This window comes from Streptomyces sp. NPDC051963 (genome assembly GCF_044593495.1).
GTDB lineage: Bacteria > Actinomycetota > Actinomycetes > Streptomycetales > Streptomycetaceae > Streptomyces.
Map to the genome: position 1 here is coordinate 772,010 of NZ_JBIUCC010000006.1, position 15,147 is coordinate 787,156.

At 71.1% G+C, this 15,147-nt stretch carries 17 protein-coding genes and 1 pseudogene; 9 read left to right on the forward strand and 9 right to left on the reverse strand.

What is annotated here, in order from left to right:
- Positions 1-73: 73 nt before the first annotated feature.
- Positions 74-766 (forward strand): DUF4232 domain-containing protein, encoded by a 693-nt coding sequence (locus ACIHFB_RS27945; protein ID WP_400128249.1) that lies wholly within the window; start codon positions 74-76, stop codon positions 764-766.
- A gap of 10 nt (positions 767-776) precedes the next feature.
- On the opposite strand, the gene ACIHFB_RS27950 is transcribed toward ACIHFB_RS27945, so the two are convergent.
- Complete coding sequence (locus tag ACIHFB_RS27950) at positions 777-2,708, reverse strand: RICIN domain-containing protein (protein WP_400128250.1); 1,932 nt, start codon at positions 2,706-2,708, stop codon at positions 777-779.
- A 170-nt stretch (positions 2,709-2,878) separates the two neighbouring features.
- The gene (locus ACIHFB_RS27955; RefSeq protein WP_400128251.1) at positions 2,879-3,835 is read right to left on the reverse strand and encodes a helix-turn-helix domain-containing protein; all 957 of its coding nucleotides are present in this window, start codon (positions 3,833-3,835) and stop codon (positions 2,879-2,881) included.
- 69 nt (positions 3,836-3,904) lie between these two features.
- On the opposite strand from ACIHFB_RS27955, the gene ACIHFB_RS27960 reads away from it, so the two are divergent.
- On the forward strand, positions 3,905-4,723 hold the full coding sequence (locus ACIHFB_RS27960) for a phytanoyl-CoA dioxygenase family protein (protein WP_400128252.1): 819 nt from the start codon (positions 3,905-3,907) through the stop codon (positions 4,721-4,723).
- A gap of 2 nt (positions 4,724-4,725) precedes the next feature.
- On the opposite strand, the gene ACIHFB_RS27965 is transcribed toward ACIHFB_RS27960, so the two are convergent.
- The gene (locus ACIHFB_RS27965; protein ID WP_365282685.1) at positions 4,726-5,694 is read right to left on the reverse strand and encodes an aldo/keto reductase; all 969 of its coding nucleotides are present in this window, start codon (positions 5,692-5,694) and stop codon (positions 4,726-4,728) included.
- A 210-nt stretch (positions 5,695-5,904) separates the two neighbouring features.
- Here ACIHFB_RS27965 and ACIHFB_RS27970 point away from each other — a divergent pair, with 210 nt between their 5' ends.
- Together ACIHFB_RS27970 and ACIHFB_RS27975 are read left to right on the forward strand one after the other, a co-directional pair.
- A complete protein-coding gene (locus ACIHFB_RS27970) occupies positions 5,905-6,654 on the forward strand; it encodes an endo alpha-1,4 polygalactosaminidase (protein ID WP_400128300.1) in 750 nt (249 codons plus the stop codon).
- Positions 6,655-6,776: 122 nt separating this feature from the next.
- Complete coding sequence (locus ACIHFB_RS27975; RefSeq protein WP_365282684.1) at positions 6,777-7,625, forward strand: hypothetical protein; 849 nt, start codon at positions 6,777-6,779, stop codon at positions 7,623-7,625.
- Between the two features lies 1 nt (position 7,626).
- Here ACIHFB_RS27975 and ACIHFB_RS27980 read toward each other — a convergent pair whose 3' ends face one another.
- Positions 7,627-8,157 (reverse strand): flavoprotein, encoded by a 531-nt coding sequence (locus ACIHFB_RS27980; protein WP_400128254.1) that lies wholly within the window; start codon positions 8,155-8,157, stop codon positions 7,627-7,629.
- Between the two features lie 9 nt (positions 8,158-8,166).
- Positions 8,167-8,625, reverse strand: a complete 459-nt coding sequence (locus tag ACIHFB_RS27985; RefSeq protein WP_400128255.1) for a nuclear transport factor 2 family protein — start codon at positions 8,623-8,625, stop codon at positions 8,167-8,169.
- Positions 8,626-8,718: 93 nt separating this feature from the next.
- Between ACIHFB_RS27985 and ACIHFB_RS27990 the strand changes: the two genes are divergently transcribed.
- Positions 8,719-9,273, forward strand: coding sequence for a TetR/AcrR family transcriptional regulator (locus tag ACIHFB_RS27990; protein WP_400128257.1), 555 nt, complete (start codon positions 8,719-8,721; stop codon positions 9,271-9,273).
- Between the two features lie 13 nt (positions 9,274-9,286).
- Here the strand turns inward: ACIHFB_RS27990 and ACIHFB_RS27995 are convergent, their stop codons facing one another.
- Both ACIHFB_RS27995 and ACIHFB_RS28000 read right to left on the reverse strand, forming a co-directional pair.
- Positions 9,287-9,487, reverse strand: a complete 201-nt coding sequence (locus ACIHFB_RS27995; RefSeq protein WP_365282680.1) for a ferredoxin — start codon at positions 9,485-9,487, stop codon at positions 9,287-9,289.
- Between the two features lie 12 nt (positions 9,488-9,499).
- Positions 9,500-10,687, reverse strand: coding sequence for a cytochrome P450 (locus tag ACIHFB_RS28000; RefSeq protein ID WP_365282679.1), 1,188 nt, complete (start codon positions 10,685-10,687; stop codon positions 9,500-9,502).
- A 419-nt stretch (positions 10,688-11,106) separates the two neighbouring features.
- Between ACIHFB_RS28000 and ACIHFB_RS28005 the strand changes: the two genes are divergently transcribed.
- Complete coding sequence (locus ACIHFB_RS28005) at positions 11,107-11,739, forward strand: LysE/ArgO family amino acid transporter (RefSeq protein WP_400128259.1); 633 nt, start codon at positions 11,107-11,109, stop codon at positions 11,737-11,739.
- A 155-nt stretch (positions 11,740-11,894) separates the two neighbouring features.
- Complete coding sequence (locus ACIHFB_RS28010; RefSeq protein ID WP_400128260.1) at positions 11,895-12,344, forward strand: nitroreductase family deazaflavin-dependent oxidoreductase; 450 nt, start codon at positions 11,895-11,897, stop codon at positions 12,342-12,344.
- Between the two features lie 60 nt (positions 12,345-12,404).
- On the opposite strand, the pseudogene ACIHFB_RS28015 reads toward ACIHFB_RS28010, so the two are convergent.
- Positions 12,405-13,091, reverse strand: a pseudogene (locus tag ACIHFB_RS28015) (cation diffusion facilitator family transporter); the annotation flags it as partial.
- Between the two features lie 123 nt (positions 13,092-13,214).
- On the opposite strand from ACIHFB_RS28015, the gene ACIHFB_RS28020 reads away from it, so the two are divergent.
- Positions 13,215-14,234, forward strand: a complete 1,020-nt coding sequence (locus ACIHFB_RS28020; protein ID WP_400128262.1) for a glutathione S-transferase family protein — start codon at positions 13,215-13,217, stop codon at positions 14,232-14,234.
- Between the two features lie 17 nt (positions 14,235-14,251).
- Positions 14,252-14,569, forward strand: a complete 318-nt coding sequence (locus tag ACIHFB_RS28025; protein ID WP_365282675.1) for a DUF4235 domain-containing protein — start codon at positions 14,252-14,254, stop codon at positions 14,567-14,569.
- Between the two features lie 24 nt (positions 14,570-14,593).
- On the opposite strand, the gene ACIHFB_RS28030 is transcribed toward ACIHFB_RS28025, so the two are convergent.
- A complete protein-coding gene (locus ACIHFB_RS28030; protein WP_365282674.1) occupies positions 14,594-14,986 on the reverse strand; it encodes a VOC family protein in 393 nt (130 codons plus the stop codon).
- Positions 14,987-15,147 lie beyond the last annotated feature (161 nt).

Consider the following 15,147-nt stretch of genomic DNA (forward strand, 5'->3'; position numbering starts at 1 on the left):
GGAGTGACGGGGCACAAGGCGCCGTACGCACACGTCACGACGGGTGCGGGACACCTCAGGAGCGTTGAGAACCATGGCGAACACCTACCGGTCCGTACGCCCGGCGACCCTGCTGGTCAGTGCCGTCGCGGTGCTGGGGCTGCTGACCGGCTGCGGCAACGGCAGCGACAGCAGCAACACCGCGAGCACTCCGCAGACCCTGCCCGGCACGGCAGGTCCCGCGACCGGCACCAGCACCCCCGCCTCGGGCGCCCCCTCGACCACGCGGCCGAGTGCCACCACCGAGGCTCCGGGGAGCACGACGCCTTCGTCGTCCCCCACGAAGGGCACCGAGGAACCCGCCACCGGCACCCGCTGCCACACCTCCGAGCTGAGCGCGTCCGTCGGCCGCAACAACCCGGGGGCCGGACAGGAGAACTACCCGATCGTGCTGACCAACACCTCGTCCCGGACCTGCACCGTGCGCGGCTACCCGGGCGCCGCCTTCATCGACGCGTCCGGCAAGCAGCTGGGACCGGACCCGGTGCGCTCGTCCGACTCACCCACCACGGTCACTCTGAAGCCGGGCAGCAGCGCGTGGGCCGGTCTGACGTACTCCAACCCCGAGATCAGCGGGGCCCGGACGGCCACGCCGGCCGACCTGCTCGTGACCCCGCCGGACGAGCGCGACTCGCTCAAGGTCGCGTGGACGTCCGGTGAGGTGCCCGTGGGCGGCAACGCGTCCTCGGTGCGTCTGACGGCGTTCAGTCCCGGCACCGGCGACTGACGCTCCGCGGTCAGCGATGCCCACCGTCATGCCGGTGGCCGTCGCCGTCGCCGTACCCATCGCCGTCCCCGTGCCCGTCTCCGTATCCGTCCCAGCCGTACTGGCCGTTCCACGAGCAGTAGTAGTCGTAGTAGCAGGTCGGATACGCGGTCGGCGTGGGCTGTGCGGTCGACGGTGTGGCGGTCGGGGTCGGCTTGGGCGTGGCGGTCCGCGTGGGCGTCTTCGAAGGTGTCGCCGGGGTGGGGGACTTCGAGGCGGTTCCGGCGGCCCAGTTGACGACCTCCATCTGGAGGTCGGCCTCGGCCGTGTCGATCACCCAGCGCTGGGCCGCGCTGTCGTCGCGGTTCTTGAGTACCAGCGCCCCGGTCCCGTCGTCGGCGGCGGAGGTGAGGGCGAGGTCCTGGGCCCAGCGGGGTATCAGGCTGCCCTGGAGGGTGAAGTCGTAGCGGACGTTCTTCGTGTCCGGCCGGGACGTCCCGGTGCAGGGGGCGAGCTTGATGGAGTAGCCGAGGTGGGAGTCGAGGCAGAGGTCGGGGTCGGCGACGTTGCGCAGGAGTCCGTCGGGCTCGTACGACCACTGCTGGGCGGCCACGGAGGAGCACGTGGTGGCCTCGGCCTCCGCGCCGTCGACGGCCTTCTTGCCCTTGACGGCGATGCACAGGCCGGAGTCGACGTTGTGCAGCCGTCCGCGCAAAGCGCCGTCCGTGTCCTCGCCCGCCCCGACCCAGGAGGGGTTGCCGGCCGATGTGCCCGCGCCGGTGGCGGGCGCCTCGGAGGGGCGGTCGCCGTCGGCCGGCGTGGTGTCGTCCCCCGAGCCGAACGCGGACCACAGGACCAGGGGAAGGACGATCAGGCCGCTCACGATCGCGACGGCCGTGGTGACGTTGCGGCGGCGCGCGGCGCGGCGGGCGGCCTTGTGGGCCGAGCGCGGAGAGGGCGGGCGCGCGGCGGGCACCGCAGGAGCCCACTCCTCGCCCGCGACAGGCGGTTGCGGGAAGGAGAACACCCCGGGGGACGCCACCCCGGAGGACACCACCCCGGAGGACATCACGCCAGGTGACACCGCCTCGGGGGACACCGCCTCCGGAGACACCATGTCAACCGCTTCGGGCACCCCGGCCCTGGCCTCCATGTAGGCCCGCGCGCCCCAGCCGAGGACTGCTTCGGCGAGTGCCAGGCCGAGCGCGCCGTTGAAATGGCCGAGCTGGTCGGCTGTGTGGCGGCAGTGCTTGCAGCCTTCCAAGTGCGCGCGCAGGTCCGGGTCGACGTCGACTCCACCGCGCCGGTAGGTGACGTCGAGCATCCGCTGGAATTGCAGGCACTCCTGCTCGGGGGCGAGTTCGCGGTGGACGTGGAGGCACTCCTCGCGAAGCCGCTCCCGCGCGCGCCGCAGTTCGACGCGCGCGTCCGGTTCGTCCAGGCCGAGCAACGCGGCCGGTACGCGCAGCGGTTCGGCCTCCACCTCGATGTGCCAGAGCACGCAGCGGGCCGACTGGGGCAGCCGCTGGAAGGCCCCGGACAGCAGGCGCCGGTCCGGGGCCGGGAGCAGCCGGGCAGCTGCGCGGTCCCCGCTCTCGCCCTCGGCTCTCAGCTCGGGGTGGAGCAGTTCGCGTCTGTGGTCGCTGTCCCACTCGGCGGCGATCCGGCGCACCGTGACGAGCAGATGGGGCCGCCAGGCGGCGGTCGGCCCGGTCTGCCGCAGGGATTCCCCGAAGAGCCTCGTGAAGGCCGCCGTGGTGAGCATGCCGGCGGGACGCGGGCCGTCGGTGCACAGTCGCGCATAGGCGAAGGCCGCTTCCCAGTGCCGGTCGAGGAGTTCACCGACGGGGTGCAGCGCGGGTGCCGTTCCCGTCCATTTCCTCAGCTCGGTGCTCAGGTGTTCGTCCGTCGCCCCGAAGTGCGGCGCGGGCGTGGGGGAATTCGGCAGGCCTGCGTCTTTCACGGCTGCATTCCTCTCAAGGCATGCGACATAAAGTACATACCAAGGGGTATGTGCATGATCATTTCTGTCTGTACGCCGACAAGGCACACCTTTGCACAGCTCAGCGAGGCGGAACAAGGGATCTCGCGGTTTTGTGGATTGCCCGCCCATGGGGGAGACTTGACCGAATGTCAATCGGGGAGCTTATGGGGATCCATAACCGATTGGCGCTGTATCGACATAGAAATAGCGGGCGCCATTCGGTACGCCCCGGGCGGCACCCCGTACCGCTCCCGGAACACCCGATTGAAATGGAAGGGGCTGGCAAAGCCCGAGGCCGCAGCCACCCGCTCCACCGTCAGATCGGTGCTCTCCAGCAGCCGGGCGGCATGCAGCAGCCGAGCCTCGCGCAATGCCCTCATCGGCGACTGCCCGAACGTCCGAGTGAACAGGTGCGCGAACCGGGACGGCGACAGCGCCACCTGCTCGGCCAGCGAGCGAACGGTGTGCGGGGCGCCCGGGTCGGCGGCGATCAACGCCTGAGCCCGACGCACCCGGGGATCCACACCGGGCCGGGACGACGGCGTCCGCGCGGTGGCCGCCGTGAGCAGGACGATCTCCTCCAGCGAGCACAGCGCGAGCTCCCGGGCGGCGGTGCCGTGGGCGACGGCCACCCGGTCGTCGCCGGGCCCGGTCGCCGGCGGTGTCCCGGTGCCCGTCCAGCGACCGTCGGCGAGCATCCGCCGGAACGCGGCCTCGACCCGGCCGTGCACCCCGGCCGGCGTGGGGGTGACGACGTACATCCCGTCCCCGGTGTCGTACGGGCTCAGCCAGGACGGCCAGGACGGACGGGCCTGGCAGTGCACCCACCAGAACTCCCAGCGCCCGGCGCCCGGTTCGACCCCGTAGCCGTGCCGGACGCCCGGCGCGAGCACGACGAGGTCCCCGGCTGCCGCCTGCACCCGGGCGCTCCCCTGACGCAGCCATCCCCGCCCCCCGGTCGTCCAGGTGAACAGCCAGCTGTCCGCGCCGCGCGGGCGGTGGACGGCGTAGCCCTCGCCCTGCTCGAAGCGGCCGACCACCACCAGGCCGGGCGGCGGCGCCGGGTCGCCGGGGACAGCAGCCTCGGGCAATCCGTCAGCACTCATGGGCATCCTCCTGATGCGCACGGCGGCCTAGCGTGATGTACCGAGGACACCCGACCGAGGAGTGGACGCATGACAGCCACGGACATCGGCGCCACCGGCGCTCCCATCCTGACCGAGGCCGGCCTGACACGCTTCCAGGAGGACGGCTTCACGGTCGTGCGCGGACTGTTCGGGTACGACGAGATCGACCGGCTGTGTGATGAGTTCGCGGCGCTGCACGCGGCCGGGCCGGTGCCGGGGCACTTCGAGCCGTGCGCGTCCGCCGACCCCCTGCTCACCCATCCGAGGGTGATGCAGCCGCACGAGATCAACGAGCTCGCGCTGCGCATGCTGCTGGATCGGCGGCTGCGTGAGGTGCTCGAAATCCTGCTGGGCGAGGAGGTACTGGCCGCGCAGAGCATGTTCTATTTCAAGCCGCCGGGGGCCCGGGGCCAGGCGCTGCACCAGGACAACTTCTATCTGCGGGTCGAGCCGGGCACCTGCGTTGCCGCGTGGGTGGCCTGCGAGGTGATCGACCGCGACAACGGCGGCCTGGAGGTCGTGCCGGGCACGCACCGGATGGACCTCTTCTGTCCCGAGGAGGCGGACTCCGAGCTGTCCTTCGCCCGGGAGTACGTGCCGCCCCCGGCCGGCTTGGCGGCCGTACCGGTCGACCTGGAGCCCGGGGACGTCCTGTTCTTCAACGGCAGCCTGGTGCACGGCTCACAGCCCAACCGCACCCCCGACCGGTTCCGCCGCTCCTTCATCGGCCACTATGTCGGCCGCTCGGCCGAACGCATCGGGCACTACTACCGCACGCTGGCGATGAGCGGCGAGCGGGTGCCGCTCGCGGAGAGCGAGGGCGGGGGTCCGTGCGGCACGGAGTTCGCACCGCACGGGCCCCATTGAGGTCAGTGGCCGACGATCGGATGCGGAGCGTAGGGCTGCTCCAGCTCTTCGATCTCCTTGTCGCTGAGCTCGAGTTCGACCGCCGCCACCGCGTCCTCGATGTGCCCGGGCCTGGCGGCGCCCACGATCGGTGCCGCCACCGTGTCCTGGTGGAGCAGCCAGGCGAGCGCGACCTGGGCGCGTGGGACACCCCGGTCGTCGGCGATGCGCGTCACGGCCTCGACGATCGTGCGGTCGCTGTCCGGATAGAGGCGGCGGCCGAAGTTGTCGCCGGCGCTGCGCTCGGTGACGGTGCCCCAGTCCCGGGTGAGGCGGCCGCGGGCCAGCGGGCTCCAGGGCAGGACGCCGACGCCCTGGTCGGCGCAGAGGGGCAGCACCTCGCGCTCCTCCTCGCGGTAGAGGAGGTTGTAGTGGTTCTGCATGGCGACGAACTTCGTCCAGCCGTGCCGCTCAGCCGTGTACTGCATCTTCGAGAACTGCCAGGCGTACATCGAACTCGCCCCGAGATAGCGGACCTTGCCCGCTTTCACCAGGTCGTGCAGCGCCTCCATCGTCTCCTCGACCGGCGTGTCCGGATCGAAGCGGTGGATCTGGTAGAGGTCGACGTAGTCGGTGCCGAGGCGGCTGAGGCTGTGGTCGATCTCCGCCATGATCGCCTTGCGGGAGAGTCCGCGGCCGTTGGGGCCGGCATGCATCCGGCCGTTCACCTTCGTCGCCAGCACAATCTCGTCACGTACCGCGAAGTCCTTCAACGCCTTGCCGACGATCTCCTCGCTCGTGCCGTCGGAGTAGACGTTCGCGGTGTCGAAGAAGTTGATCCCGGCGTCCAGCGCCTGCCGTATCAGCGGGCGTGACGCCTCCTCGTCGAGGGTCCACTCGTGCACGCCGCGGTCCGGCAGACCGTAGGTCATGCAGCCCAGACAGATCCGCGAGACGTCCAGACCCGTCGAACCGAGCTTCACGTACTGCATCGCTGGTGCTCCTGCCTTCGGGGGTGGCTACCAGAGCGGAGGGTACGTCGTCGTCCCGCCGGCCCATGCCTTCACCGTTCCCCTCCGGACGGCCTGACCCACGCTTGACTGCGCCCGCGCGCAGGAGATTTGATCATCGACGTGCCGCAGAACGTCAGAGCAGTCACCCGGGTCGGAGCCCTCGGAGCGGTCGCGGGTCTCCTCCTCGCCATGACTGCCTGCGGGTCTTCCGGCGACGCGACGTCCGCCGAGATGCGGCTCCCTCCGCGCAACGCCGGCTTCGACTACCAGATCGGCGGCGCCTACAAACCGCCGTCCGGCGTCCGCATCGTCGCCCGCGACCGTTCGGCGTCCCCGGCCCCCGGCCTGTACAACATCTGCTACGTCAACGCCTTCCAGGCTCAGCCGGACGCCGAACAGGAGTGGCCCGCCGACCTGTTGCTGCGCGACGCGGACGGCGAGGCCGTCATCGACGAGGACTGGGACGAGGCGCTGCTGGACATCGGTACGGCGGCCAAGCGCGAACGGATCGCCGAGCGGGTCGACGAGTGGATCGACGGCTGTGCCGACAAGGGCTTCGACGCCGTCGAGCCGGACAACTACGACAGCTACACCCGCTCGGACGGCCTGCTCACCGCGGACGACGCCACCGCCTTCATCGCCCTGCTCTCCCGGCACGCCCACGCCCGTCATCTCGCCATCGGCCAGAAGAACACCGTGGAGCTGGCCGGACAGCGGAAGAAGGCCGGGCTCGACTTCGCGGTCGCCGAGGAGTGCGGGCAGTACGACGAGTGCGGAGTGTACGCCGAGGTCTTCGACGATCGGGTGGTCGACGTCGAGTACACCGACAGCGGCCTGCGGAAGGCCCTTTCGGGCTTCGGCGACCGGCTGAGCATCGTGCGCAGGGACGTGATGGTGACGACGCCGGGCAGCAAGGGGTACGTGCGCCGGACCCGCTGAACCCCCGTTGCTGCCTGTAGGTGACCGACCGGCGTGGGAGCGGCCGGGCGGTCGGCCCGGTCCCGCATTCTCGGCGCAGACGACCGGCGTCCGGCCGGTCGTGGCCGTGCGGGAGGCACAGGGTGCGGACACGTCTCAGAACGCTGACAACGCTGAGGACACTGCTCGGGCTGGCGGTGCTGGCCCTCGGCCTCGTCTCGCCGGCCTGGGCACGGCCGCACCCGGAACAGGCACCGGCGGCCGACGCCCCGGCCACGCTGTGTGCGCCCGCGGGAACCCTCCGGGGCCCGGGCGGCCAGCGGGCCTCGGTCAGCCTGTGCGCGGGCAGCGGCACCCCGACGATGGCCGTCTCGGCACCCGCGACCTGCCGTCGGTCCGCGTGTCTCACCTCGGGCACCTGGACGGCCCGCCGCGACGGGACGACGGTGGCGTCCGGGCCGCTTCCCGGCTCGCAGGCCTACCCCGGCCCGGGGACCTACGACATCGAGGCCGAAGTCCGCGTACGGTCCGCGCCGGCGGACGTGGACCTGCACGGCACCGTCCGGGCCACGCTGACCCTGACCGCCGCGAAGCCGGAGCCGACGCACAGCGTCCGGGTCGACCGGAACACGCTGCGGTCCGGCTCCGTGACCACGGTGACGTACACCGTCTCGCGCGACAGCGACCGCGGCGACGGCAGCGCACGCTTCGGGCTCATCGGTGAGGAGGCCTCAGGGGTAGAGCTGACCACCGCCGACGCCCGCTGCGTCAATCCGCTGACCGGCCGCCACCCGTCGAAGACGCGGCAGATGTACGCCCTCGACTGCGCGCTCACCGACCTCCAGCCGGGGAATCCCGCCACGGTCGTGGTGCGCGTCGCGGTCAAGGACACCTGCTCCACCGTCGTCTCCAAGGTGGGCTACTGGATGCCGCAGGGCCAGGCCGTGTACACCGGCGGCATGCTCGTGGGGCCGACGGTCGGCTGCGGGTAGCTCAGGGGTCCAGGAGGTCCAGTGCCCGCTCCCAGCCGAACTCCGGCCGCCTGCCGTGTTCGTCCGGCTCCCCCGAGTACGGCTCGCCGAAGCGGACGCCCATGCCGCGCAGCCGGGTGAGGCTGTCGTTGTAGGCGGGGTGGGCGGCCAACGCGTCGGCGACACACGGCAGTACGGCGACGGGGACACCCAGGCCGTACGCCTCGCACAAGGTGGCCACGGCGAGGGTGTCGGCGAGGCCCGCCGCCCACTTGTTGACGGTGTTGAAGGTGGCGGGCGCGACCACGACGGCGTCGGGCGGCGGGAACGGGCGCGGATCGCCGGGGGTGCGCCAGGCGGAGCGGATGGGGCGGCCGGTCTGCGCCTCGACCGCCGCGGTGTCGAAGAAGCCGCCCAGCGCGACGGGTGTCGCGATGACGCCGACCTCCCAGTTCCGTTCCTGCGCGGCGGTGATCAGCTTGCTGACGTCCGCGGCGATCCCGGCCGCGCAGACGACGACGTAGAGGAAGGGCTTCCCGTCCGGTTGGGTCACGCGGGAACCCTACTCAAGCGGGAAGGACCGCCCGCGTTCGGCTTCGGGCCGGGCGCCGAAGACGCGCCGCTGCCGCTCCTCGATCCGTAGGTCGTTGATGCTGGCCTCCCGCCGGGTCATCAGCCCCTGCGCGTCGAACTCCCAGAGCTCGTTGCCGTACGAGCGCCACCACTGGCCGTCGACGTCCCGGCACTCGTACTGGAAACGGACCGCGATGCGGTCGCCGTCGAAGGCCCACAGGTCCTTGCGGAGCGCGTAGTCCCGCTCGCGCTCCCACTTGGCGGTGAGGAACTCGACGATCTCCTCCCGGCCGGTGACGAAGGTGTCGCGGTTGCGCCAGACCGAGTCCTCCGAGTAGGCGAGCGAGACCCGGTGCGGGTCACGGGTGTTCCATGCGTCCTCGGCGGCCTGGACCTTCTGCGCGGCGGTCTCCCGGGTGAACGGCGGCAGGGGCGGGCGTTCGGTCACGGCTCCTCCTCGATCAGGCGGAGAACGTGCGTTCTCCGGGTCGGCTGCTACCGTAGGAGAACGCTCGTTCTCGCGTCAAGGAGTGGTCGGTTCATGGACAGCGCAGTCGCCCGGGAGCAGGCGCTGGACGCCGCCGAGGAGCTGTTCTACGGACGGGGCATCCAGTCCGTCGGCATGGACGACATCCGCGGCGCCTCGGGGGTCTCGCTCAAGCGGCTCTACCAGCTCTTCCCGGCGAAGGAGCAGCTGGTCGAGGCGTATCTGGAGCGCCGGGACTTGCGCTGGCGCGGGCGGCTGGCCGAGTTCGTGGCGGGACACGAGGATCCCGGGCAGCGGATCCCGGCCGTCTTCGACTGGCTGGAGCTGTGGTTCGGCGAGGCCGGCTTCCGCGGCTGCGCGTGGATCAACTCGTACGGCGAACTGGGCGCGACATCCACTCGTGTGGCCGAACGGGTCCGGGCGCACAAGCAGGCGTTCCGGGACTACGTCGGGGTGCTGGTGGACGAGGCGGGGCTGGACCCCGCGCTCGCTCCGGGCGTGTATCTGCTGGCCGAGGGCGCCATGGTCACGGCGGGAATCACCGGGAGCACGGCGCCCGCGGCTCAGGCACGGGAGGCGGTACGGCTGCTGCTCGCGTCCCGCCCTTGAAGGCGGGCCGGGTTCAACTCGCCGTATCGGAGACGGTGATGGCGCCGACCGGGCAGGCCCGGGCCGCCTCGCGCGCCATGGGGTCGCCGCCGCCGTCCTCCCGGCCCGGCAGCAGGGTGCTGAATCCGTCGTCGTCCTGGGTGAAGACGCCCGGGGCGGCCAGGGCGCACTGGCCCGCGCCGATGCAGACGTCCGTGTCGATGTCGATATGCATGAGGGGAGCCTCTTACCAGGTCACGGGGAGTTCCAGCATCCCCTGGACCGTGTCGCCGGGTTTGAAGGGGATCTCGTCCGCCGGCGCGTCGAGGCGGAGCCCGGGCAGACGGTCGAACAGGGCGTGCAGGGCGATCTCCAGCTCGGCGCGGGCCAGGTTCTGACCGAGGCACTGATGGATGCCGAAGCCGAACGCCACGTGGTGGCGGGCCGAGCGGTGCCAGTCCAGGGCATCGGGTTCGGCGTAGACGGCCTCGTCGCGGTTGATGACCGACGTCGAGAAGAGGACACCGTCGCCCTCGCGGATCGTCGTGCCGTCCACCTCGATGTCCACGGTGGCGCGGCGCAGCAGCCCGTCGGCGATCGACAGCAGACGCAGCAGCTCCTCGACCGCGGTGGGGAGCAGCGCCGGATCCGTGCGCAACTCCGTCAGGCGTTCGGGGTGCTGGAGGAGGGTGTACGTGCCCAGCGAGATCATGTTGGCGGTCGTCTCGTGCCCCGCGACCAGCAGGATGACCGCCAGGGAGATCAGCTCCTGGCGGGACGGCGCCCCCTCGCTCAGATGGACGAGTTCGTCGAGGATGCCGTCGCCGGGCTCCTTCTCCTTGCTGTCGATCAACTCGTCGAAGTACGCCTCGAGTTGGTCGCGTGCGTCCTGGGTGTCGGCGGCCGTCGGGCCGCGCAGCAGCCTTCGTGACTGTCCCTCGAAGAAGTGGTGGTCGGCGTAGGGGACGCCGAGCAGTGCGCAGATCACCATCGAGGGCACGGGCAGCGCGAAGGCGGTGACCAGCTCGGCGGGCGGTCCCTGCGCGATCATCGCGTCGAGCCGTTCGTCCACGATCTGCTGGATCCGCGGGCGGAGTTCGGTGGCGCGTTTGAGAGTGAAGCTGGGGATCATCATCCGCCGCTGGGTGCGGTGCTCGGGGTCGTCGACGCCCAGCAGCGCGGTCCTGCGGTTGCGCACCGCCGCGAAACGGGCGGTGGGGGCCGGGAAGTCCGGATGGGTGCGGTCGGTCGACAGGCGTGGGTCGGCGAGCAGGTTGCGGGCGAGGGCGTGCCCGGTGACCAGCCAGGCCGGGCGGCCGTCGTAGAGCTCGACACGGGTCAGCGGGCGCGCGGCGCGCAGCGGGTCGTAGGCGGTCGGCGGCTGGTACGGGCAGGTCCGGTCCTGGGGGAAGGCGACGGGTTCCGTTTCCGTCATGGAGACCTCGCAGACGAAGTTGTGCGTCGTTCCGTTCGCCATTAGATGCCCGGGGCATCTAGCAAGACCACGACAAGTTCAGCCAGTTGGCCTCGCCGGGGAAAGTGGCCGGGGATCGTCGCCCGGAAGCGGTGTCGCCAGGGACGCCGACACCGGTCGCCCGGCCGCTTCCGGAACCACATCCCCCACAACACCGGCCTCTGCCGACGACAATCCGCTTACGTGCCCCGGCTCCATCGATCACGACGTCCTTCCACCCCCTCCCAAGGCGGGGAAATTCGGTTGCCGGTGGCGGGCTACGAACCACAGAATCCGGCCATGCCTACGATTCTCGCCTTCCTGCCGCTGACCGTCGCCGTTCCTTCGGTGCGGTGCCAGCAGCAGCCCGGCCACCTCTGGAGGCCCACGCTCGTCGCGTCATGACCGGCGCGCTCGTCTCGGGGCTGATCGCGGGCTACGGCATCGCCGTGCCGGTCGGCGCCGTCGGGACCTACCTCGTCTCCCTCACCGCCCGCACGTCCCTGCGGACCGGCGCCTGCGCCGCGCTCGGCGTCGCGACCGCGGACGGGCTCTACGCCCTGGTGGCGACGCTCGGGGGCGCCGCGCTCGCCGCCGCCCTGCTGCCGGCCCTCGCGCCGCTGCGCTGGGCCTCCGTCGTGGTGCTGGTCGCGCTGGCGCTCTGGGGTGCGGCCACGGCCGTACGCCAGTACCGCGCCCAACACCACACCACCCGCTCCGCGCCGCCGCCCCCGAGCCCCACGCGGGCCTATCTGGGGCTGCTCGGCATCACCCTCCTCAACCCCACCACCGTCATCTACTTCGCGGCCCTCGTACTCGGCACCCGGACCTCGGACACCGTCCAACCCCTGGAACAAGCGGTGTTCGTCCTGGCCGCCTTCATCGCGTCCGCCAGCTGGCAACTGGCGCTCGCCGGAAGCGGCGCGCTGCTCGGCCGCGCGCTGACGGGCCGGCGGGGGCGGCTCGTGACGGCGTTGGTGTCGAGCTGCGTGATCATGGCGTTGGCCGTGGGGATGGTGGTGTCGCCGTCGTGACGGACGGCTCTTCCGCCGGATCTCGTCGGCGCGGGTGGCGCGGGCCGGTGGTCGGCGTGCGCCGAAAGAGAAACCGGCGCGTGGTGTGGATGAATCCCGCGCGCGACGGTGTTGAAGTGGGGTGACTGTCAGTAGCCGAGAAAGGGACGGATGCCATGCCTCTTGAGGGCGAGTACGAACCCAGCCCGACTCAGTGGGTGCGTGAGCAGGTGGAGCTGTACGAGAGCTCCGGCGGCACCAAGGGAACGACCCTGATGGACACGGGGTTGCCCGTCATTCTGCTGTCGACCCTTGGCGCGAAGAGCGGCAAGCTGCGCAAGACGCCGCTGATGCGGGTCGAGCACGAGGGACGTTACGCCGTGGTCGCCTCGCTCGGTGGCGCTCCCAAGCACCCCGTCTGGTACTTCAACGTCCAGTCCGACCCCCATGTGGAGCTCCAGGACGGCCCGGTCAAGCAGGACATGACGGCCCGCGAGGTGACCGGCGCCGAGAAGGCCGAGTGGTGGGAGCGTGCCGTGGCGGCCTATCCGCCGTACGCCGACTACCAGAAGAAGACGGACCGGGAGATCCCGGTGTTCGTGCTGGAGCCGACCTCCGGCACGTGACCGCGTAAAGAATCTTGTCCCGCAGGACGCATGAACCAGCGCCCGTAGGGCATCCGTGCGTCAGGCCCCGCCGCGCTCCCCCGTCGCGGCGGGGCTTTCCCGTGCCTCACGGGCGGGCCGGTCGGTCACGTCGAAGAAGATCTCACCCGCCTCGGGGACGGTACGGTCGACGGTGCGCTTGATGCGGTCGGCGACCAGGGGCATGTCGAGCCCGACCTTCATCGTCTACAGCGCCTCCACGCTGTCGATCTCGGGCTGCGCCTCCAGCACGGCGCGGATCCGCGCGGCGGCCTCGGGGTCGGCGGCCTCCCCGATCAGCTGGTCGCGCGCGTCGCGGCCCAGCCGGTAGGCGACGTACACCAGCAGCGCACCGATCGCGAACGACGCGGACGCCTCCCACACCACCTGCCCGGTCGCCATGTGCAGCGCCATGCCGGCCGCGGCCAGGGTCACGCCCAGGACTGCGGTGCCGTCCTCGGCGATCACCGTGCGCAGGGCCGGATCGCGCAGCCGATCCCGGCCGCCCTGCCGGTGCGCCTGGTACAGCGCCCGTGCCAGTGAGGCGCCCTCGGCGACGAACGCGACGCCCAGCACGATCAGTCCGGCCACATATCCGCTGAACTTCTCCTCAGCGCCGTTCCTGAGGACCTCGAAGCCCTCGAAGAAGGAGAAGCAGCCGAGCAGGAACACCTCGTTCAGGCTGTCGGCCACGGAGTGCGCCGCCTCCGACAGCAAGGCGGGCGACCCGCGAGGAAGCCGCCGACCGTATCCCGCTCACCTTCGCCGACTGCCCTTCTCACCCCGGCTCACACCGTCTCGTCTGCGGAAATCGGGGAAACCGGAGGGGTAGTCGGAGTTGAGGAGCGGCTCATGAGCAGCGGGGACGACGGCAACAGCGCCTACGGCAGGAAGCCCTTCAAGCGGTCCAAGGCCCATTTCGCGGACCGGATCACCGCGGACGCCCGGGACGGCTGGCCGGTGGAGCCGGGCCGCTACCGGCTGGTGGTGAGCCGCGCCTGTCCGTGGGCGAGCCGGGCGCTGATCTCCCGGCGGCTGCTGGGCCTGGAGGACGCCCTGCCGTCGGCCGTCACGGACCCGATCCAGGACGACCGCAGCTGGCGCTTCACCCTCGACCCCGACGGCCGTGATCCGGTCCTCGGCATCCGATTCCTCAGCGAGGCGTACGACCGGCGCGAGACCGGCTACCCCGGCGGTGTGAGCGTGCCCGCGATCGTGGACGTACCGAGCGGGAAGCTGGTGACCAACGACTACCAGCAGATCACCCTGGACCTCGCCACGCAGTGGACGGCCCTGCACCGGGACGGGGCGCCCGATCTGTACCCGCGTGTGTTGCGGGACGAGATCGACACGGTCCTGGCGGAGGTCTACGAGGACGTCAACAACGGCGTGTACCGGGCCGGGTTCGCCGCGGAGCAGGAGGCCTACGAGGTGGCCTGCGCGGGCCTGTTCCGGCGGCTGGACCTGCTGTCGCGGCGACTGACGGGGCAGCGCTATCTGGTCGGCGACACGATCACCGAGGCGGACATCCGGCTGTTCACCACGCTGGTGCGTTTCGACGCCGTCTATCACGGCCACTTCAAGTGCAACCTCTGGAAGCTGTCGGAGAATCCGGTGCTGTGGGCATACGCCCGCGACCTCTACCAGACACCCGGTTTCGGTGACACCGTCGACTTCGACCACATCAAGCGGCACTACTACCAGGTGCACACCGGCATCAATCCGACCGGCATCGTGCCCCTCGGACCGGACCTGTCCGGCTGGCGGACCCCGCATCACCGGGAGCGGCTGGGCGGCCGGCCGTTCGGTGAGGGTACGCCGCCCGGGCCGGTGCCCGCGGCCGAGGAGGTTCCGGCGCGAGGGCGGCCCTGACCACACAGGAGGCAGTCGTGGGCAAGAAGCAGCAGAAGCTCAAACTCCCCCTCGCCTACAAACCCCTCGGGTTCGTGATCGGCTGGGCGGGCGGGGCGCTGGCGGGCGTCGCCTTCAGGACGACGTGGAAGGCGATCCGGCACGAGGACGACGCCCCCGACCCGCTGGACCGGGAGCGCGGCTGGGGCGAGATCCTGCTGGCCGCCGCCATCCAGGGCGCCATCTTCTCCGTGGTGCGCAGCGCCGTGAACCGCACGGGCGCGAAGGCCGTCGAACGCTCCACCGGTGTATGGCCCGCCGTGGACAAGAGCAAGAAGGCCGAAGGGCCCGAGTGACGCACCGGCCTTCCGGCGGGGCGACTAGCCCTGCTTCGGTGCCGTCGGCGGGACGCAGCGCAGGGTGAAGGAGTGGCCGGCCGGGTCGGCGTAGCCGCGCTCCTCGTGCGGGCCCGAGACGCCCTTGGCCTCCAGCGGGCGACCGCCGAGTCCCACGACTTTGCGCTCGGCCTCGTCGAGATCCGTCACGACGAAGTCGACGTGGGCCTGGAGGGAGTTCTCGGGGCGCGGCCAGCTCGGCGGCGTGGCGTTCACGTCGCGGCGGAACGCCATCCGTGTTCCGCCGGCGCCCATGATCTCCACCCGGTTGGCGGTCTCGTGCGTCTGCTCCGCCTCCAGCAACTCCTTGTAGAACTCAGCCAGCCTCTCGGGCTCGGCACAGTCGAGCACCACAAGGCCGGCTTCCACCAGTGCCATGTCTCCTCCGTCAGGGTCAGGGACGTACGGTTCCCCGCCCGTCCCGGTTAACCCCATTCACCGGATTCAGTCGGCTCTACCTTCTTGATCGGGTTGATCGAGCCATTCGTAGGGTTGGGTCGCCCAGGGGTGCTGGGTGTGGCTATCAGTCGGCTGCCGTC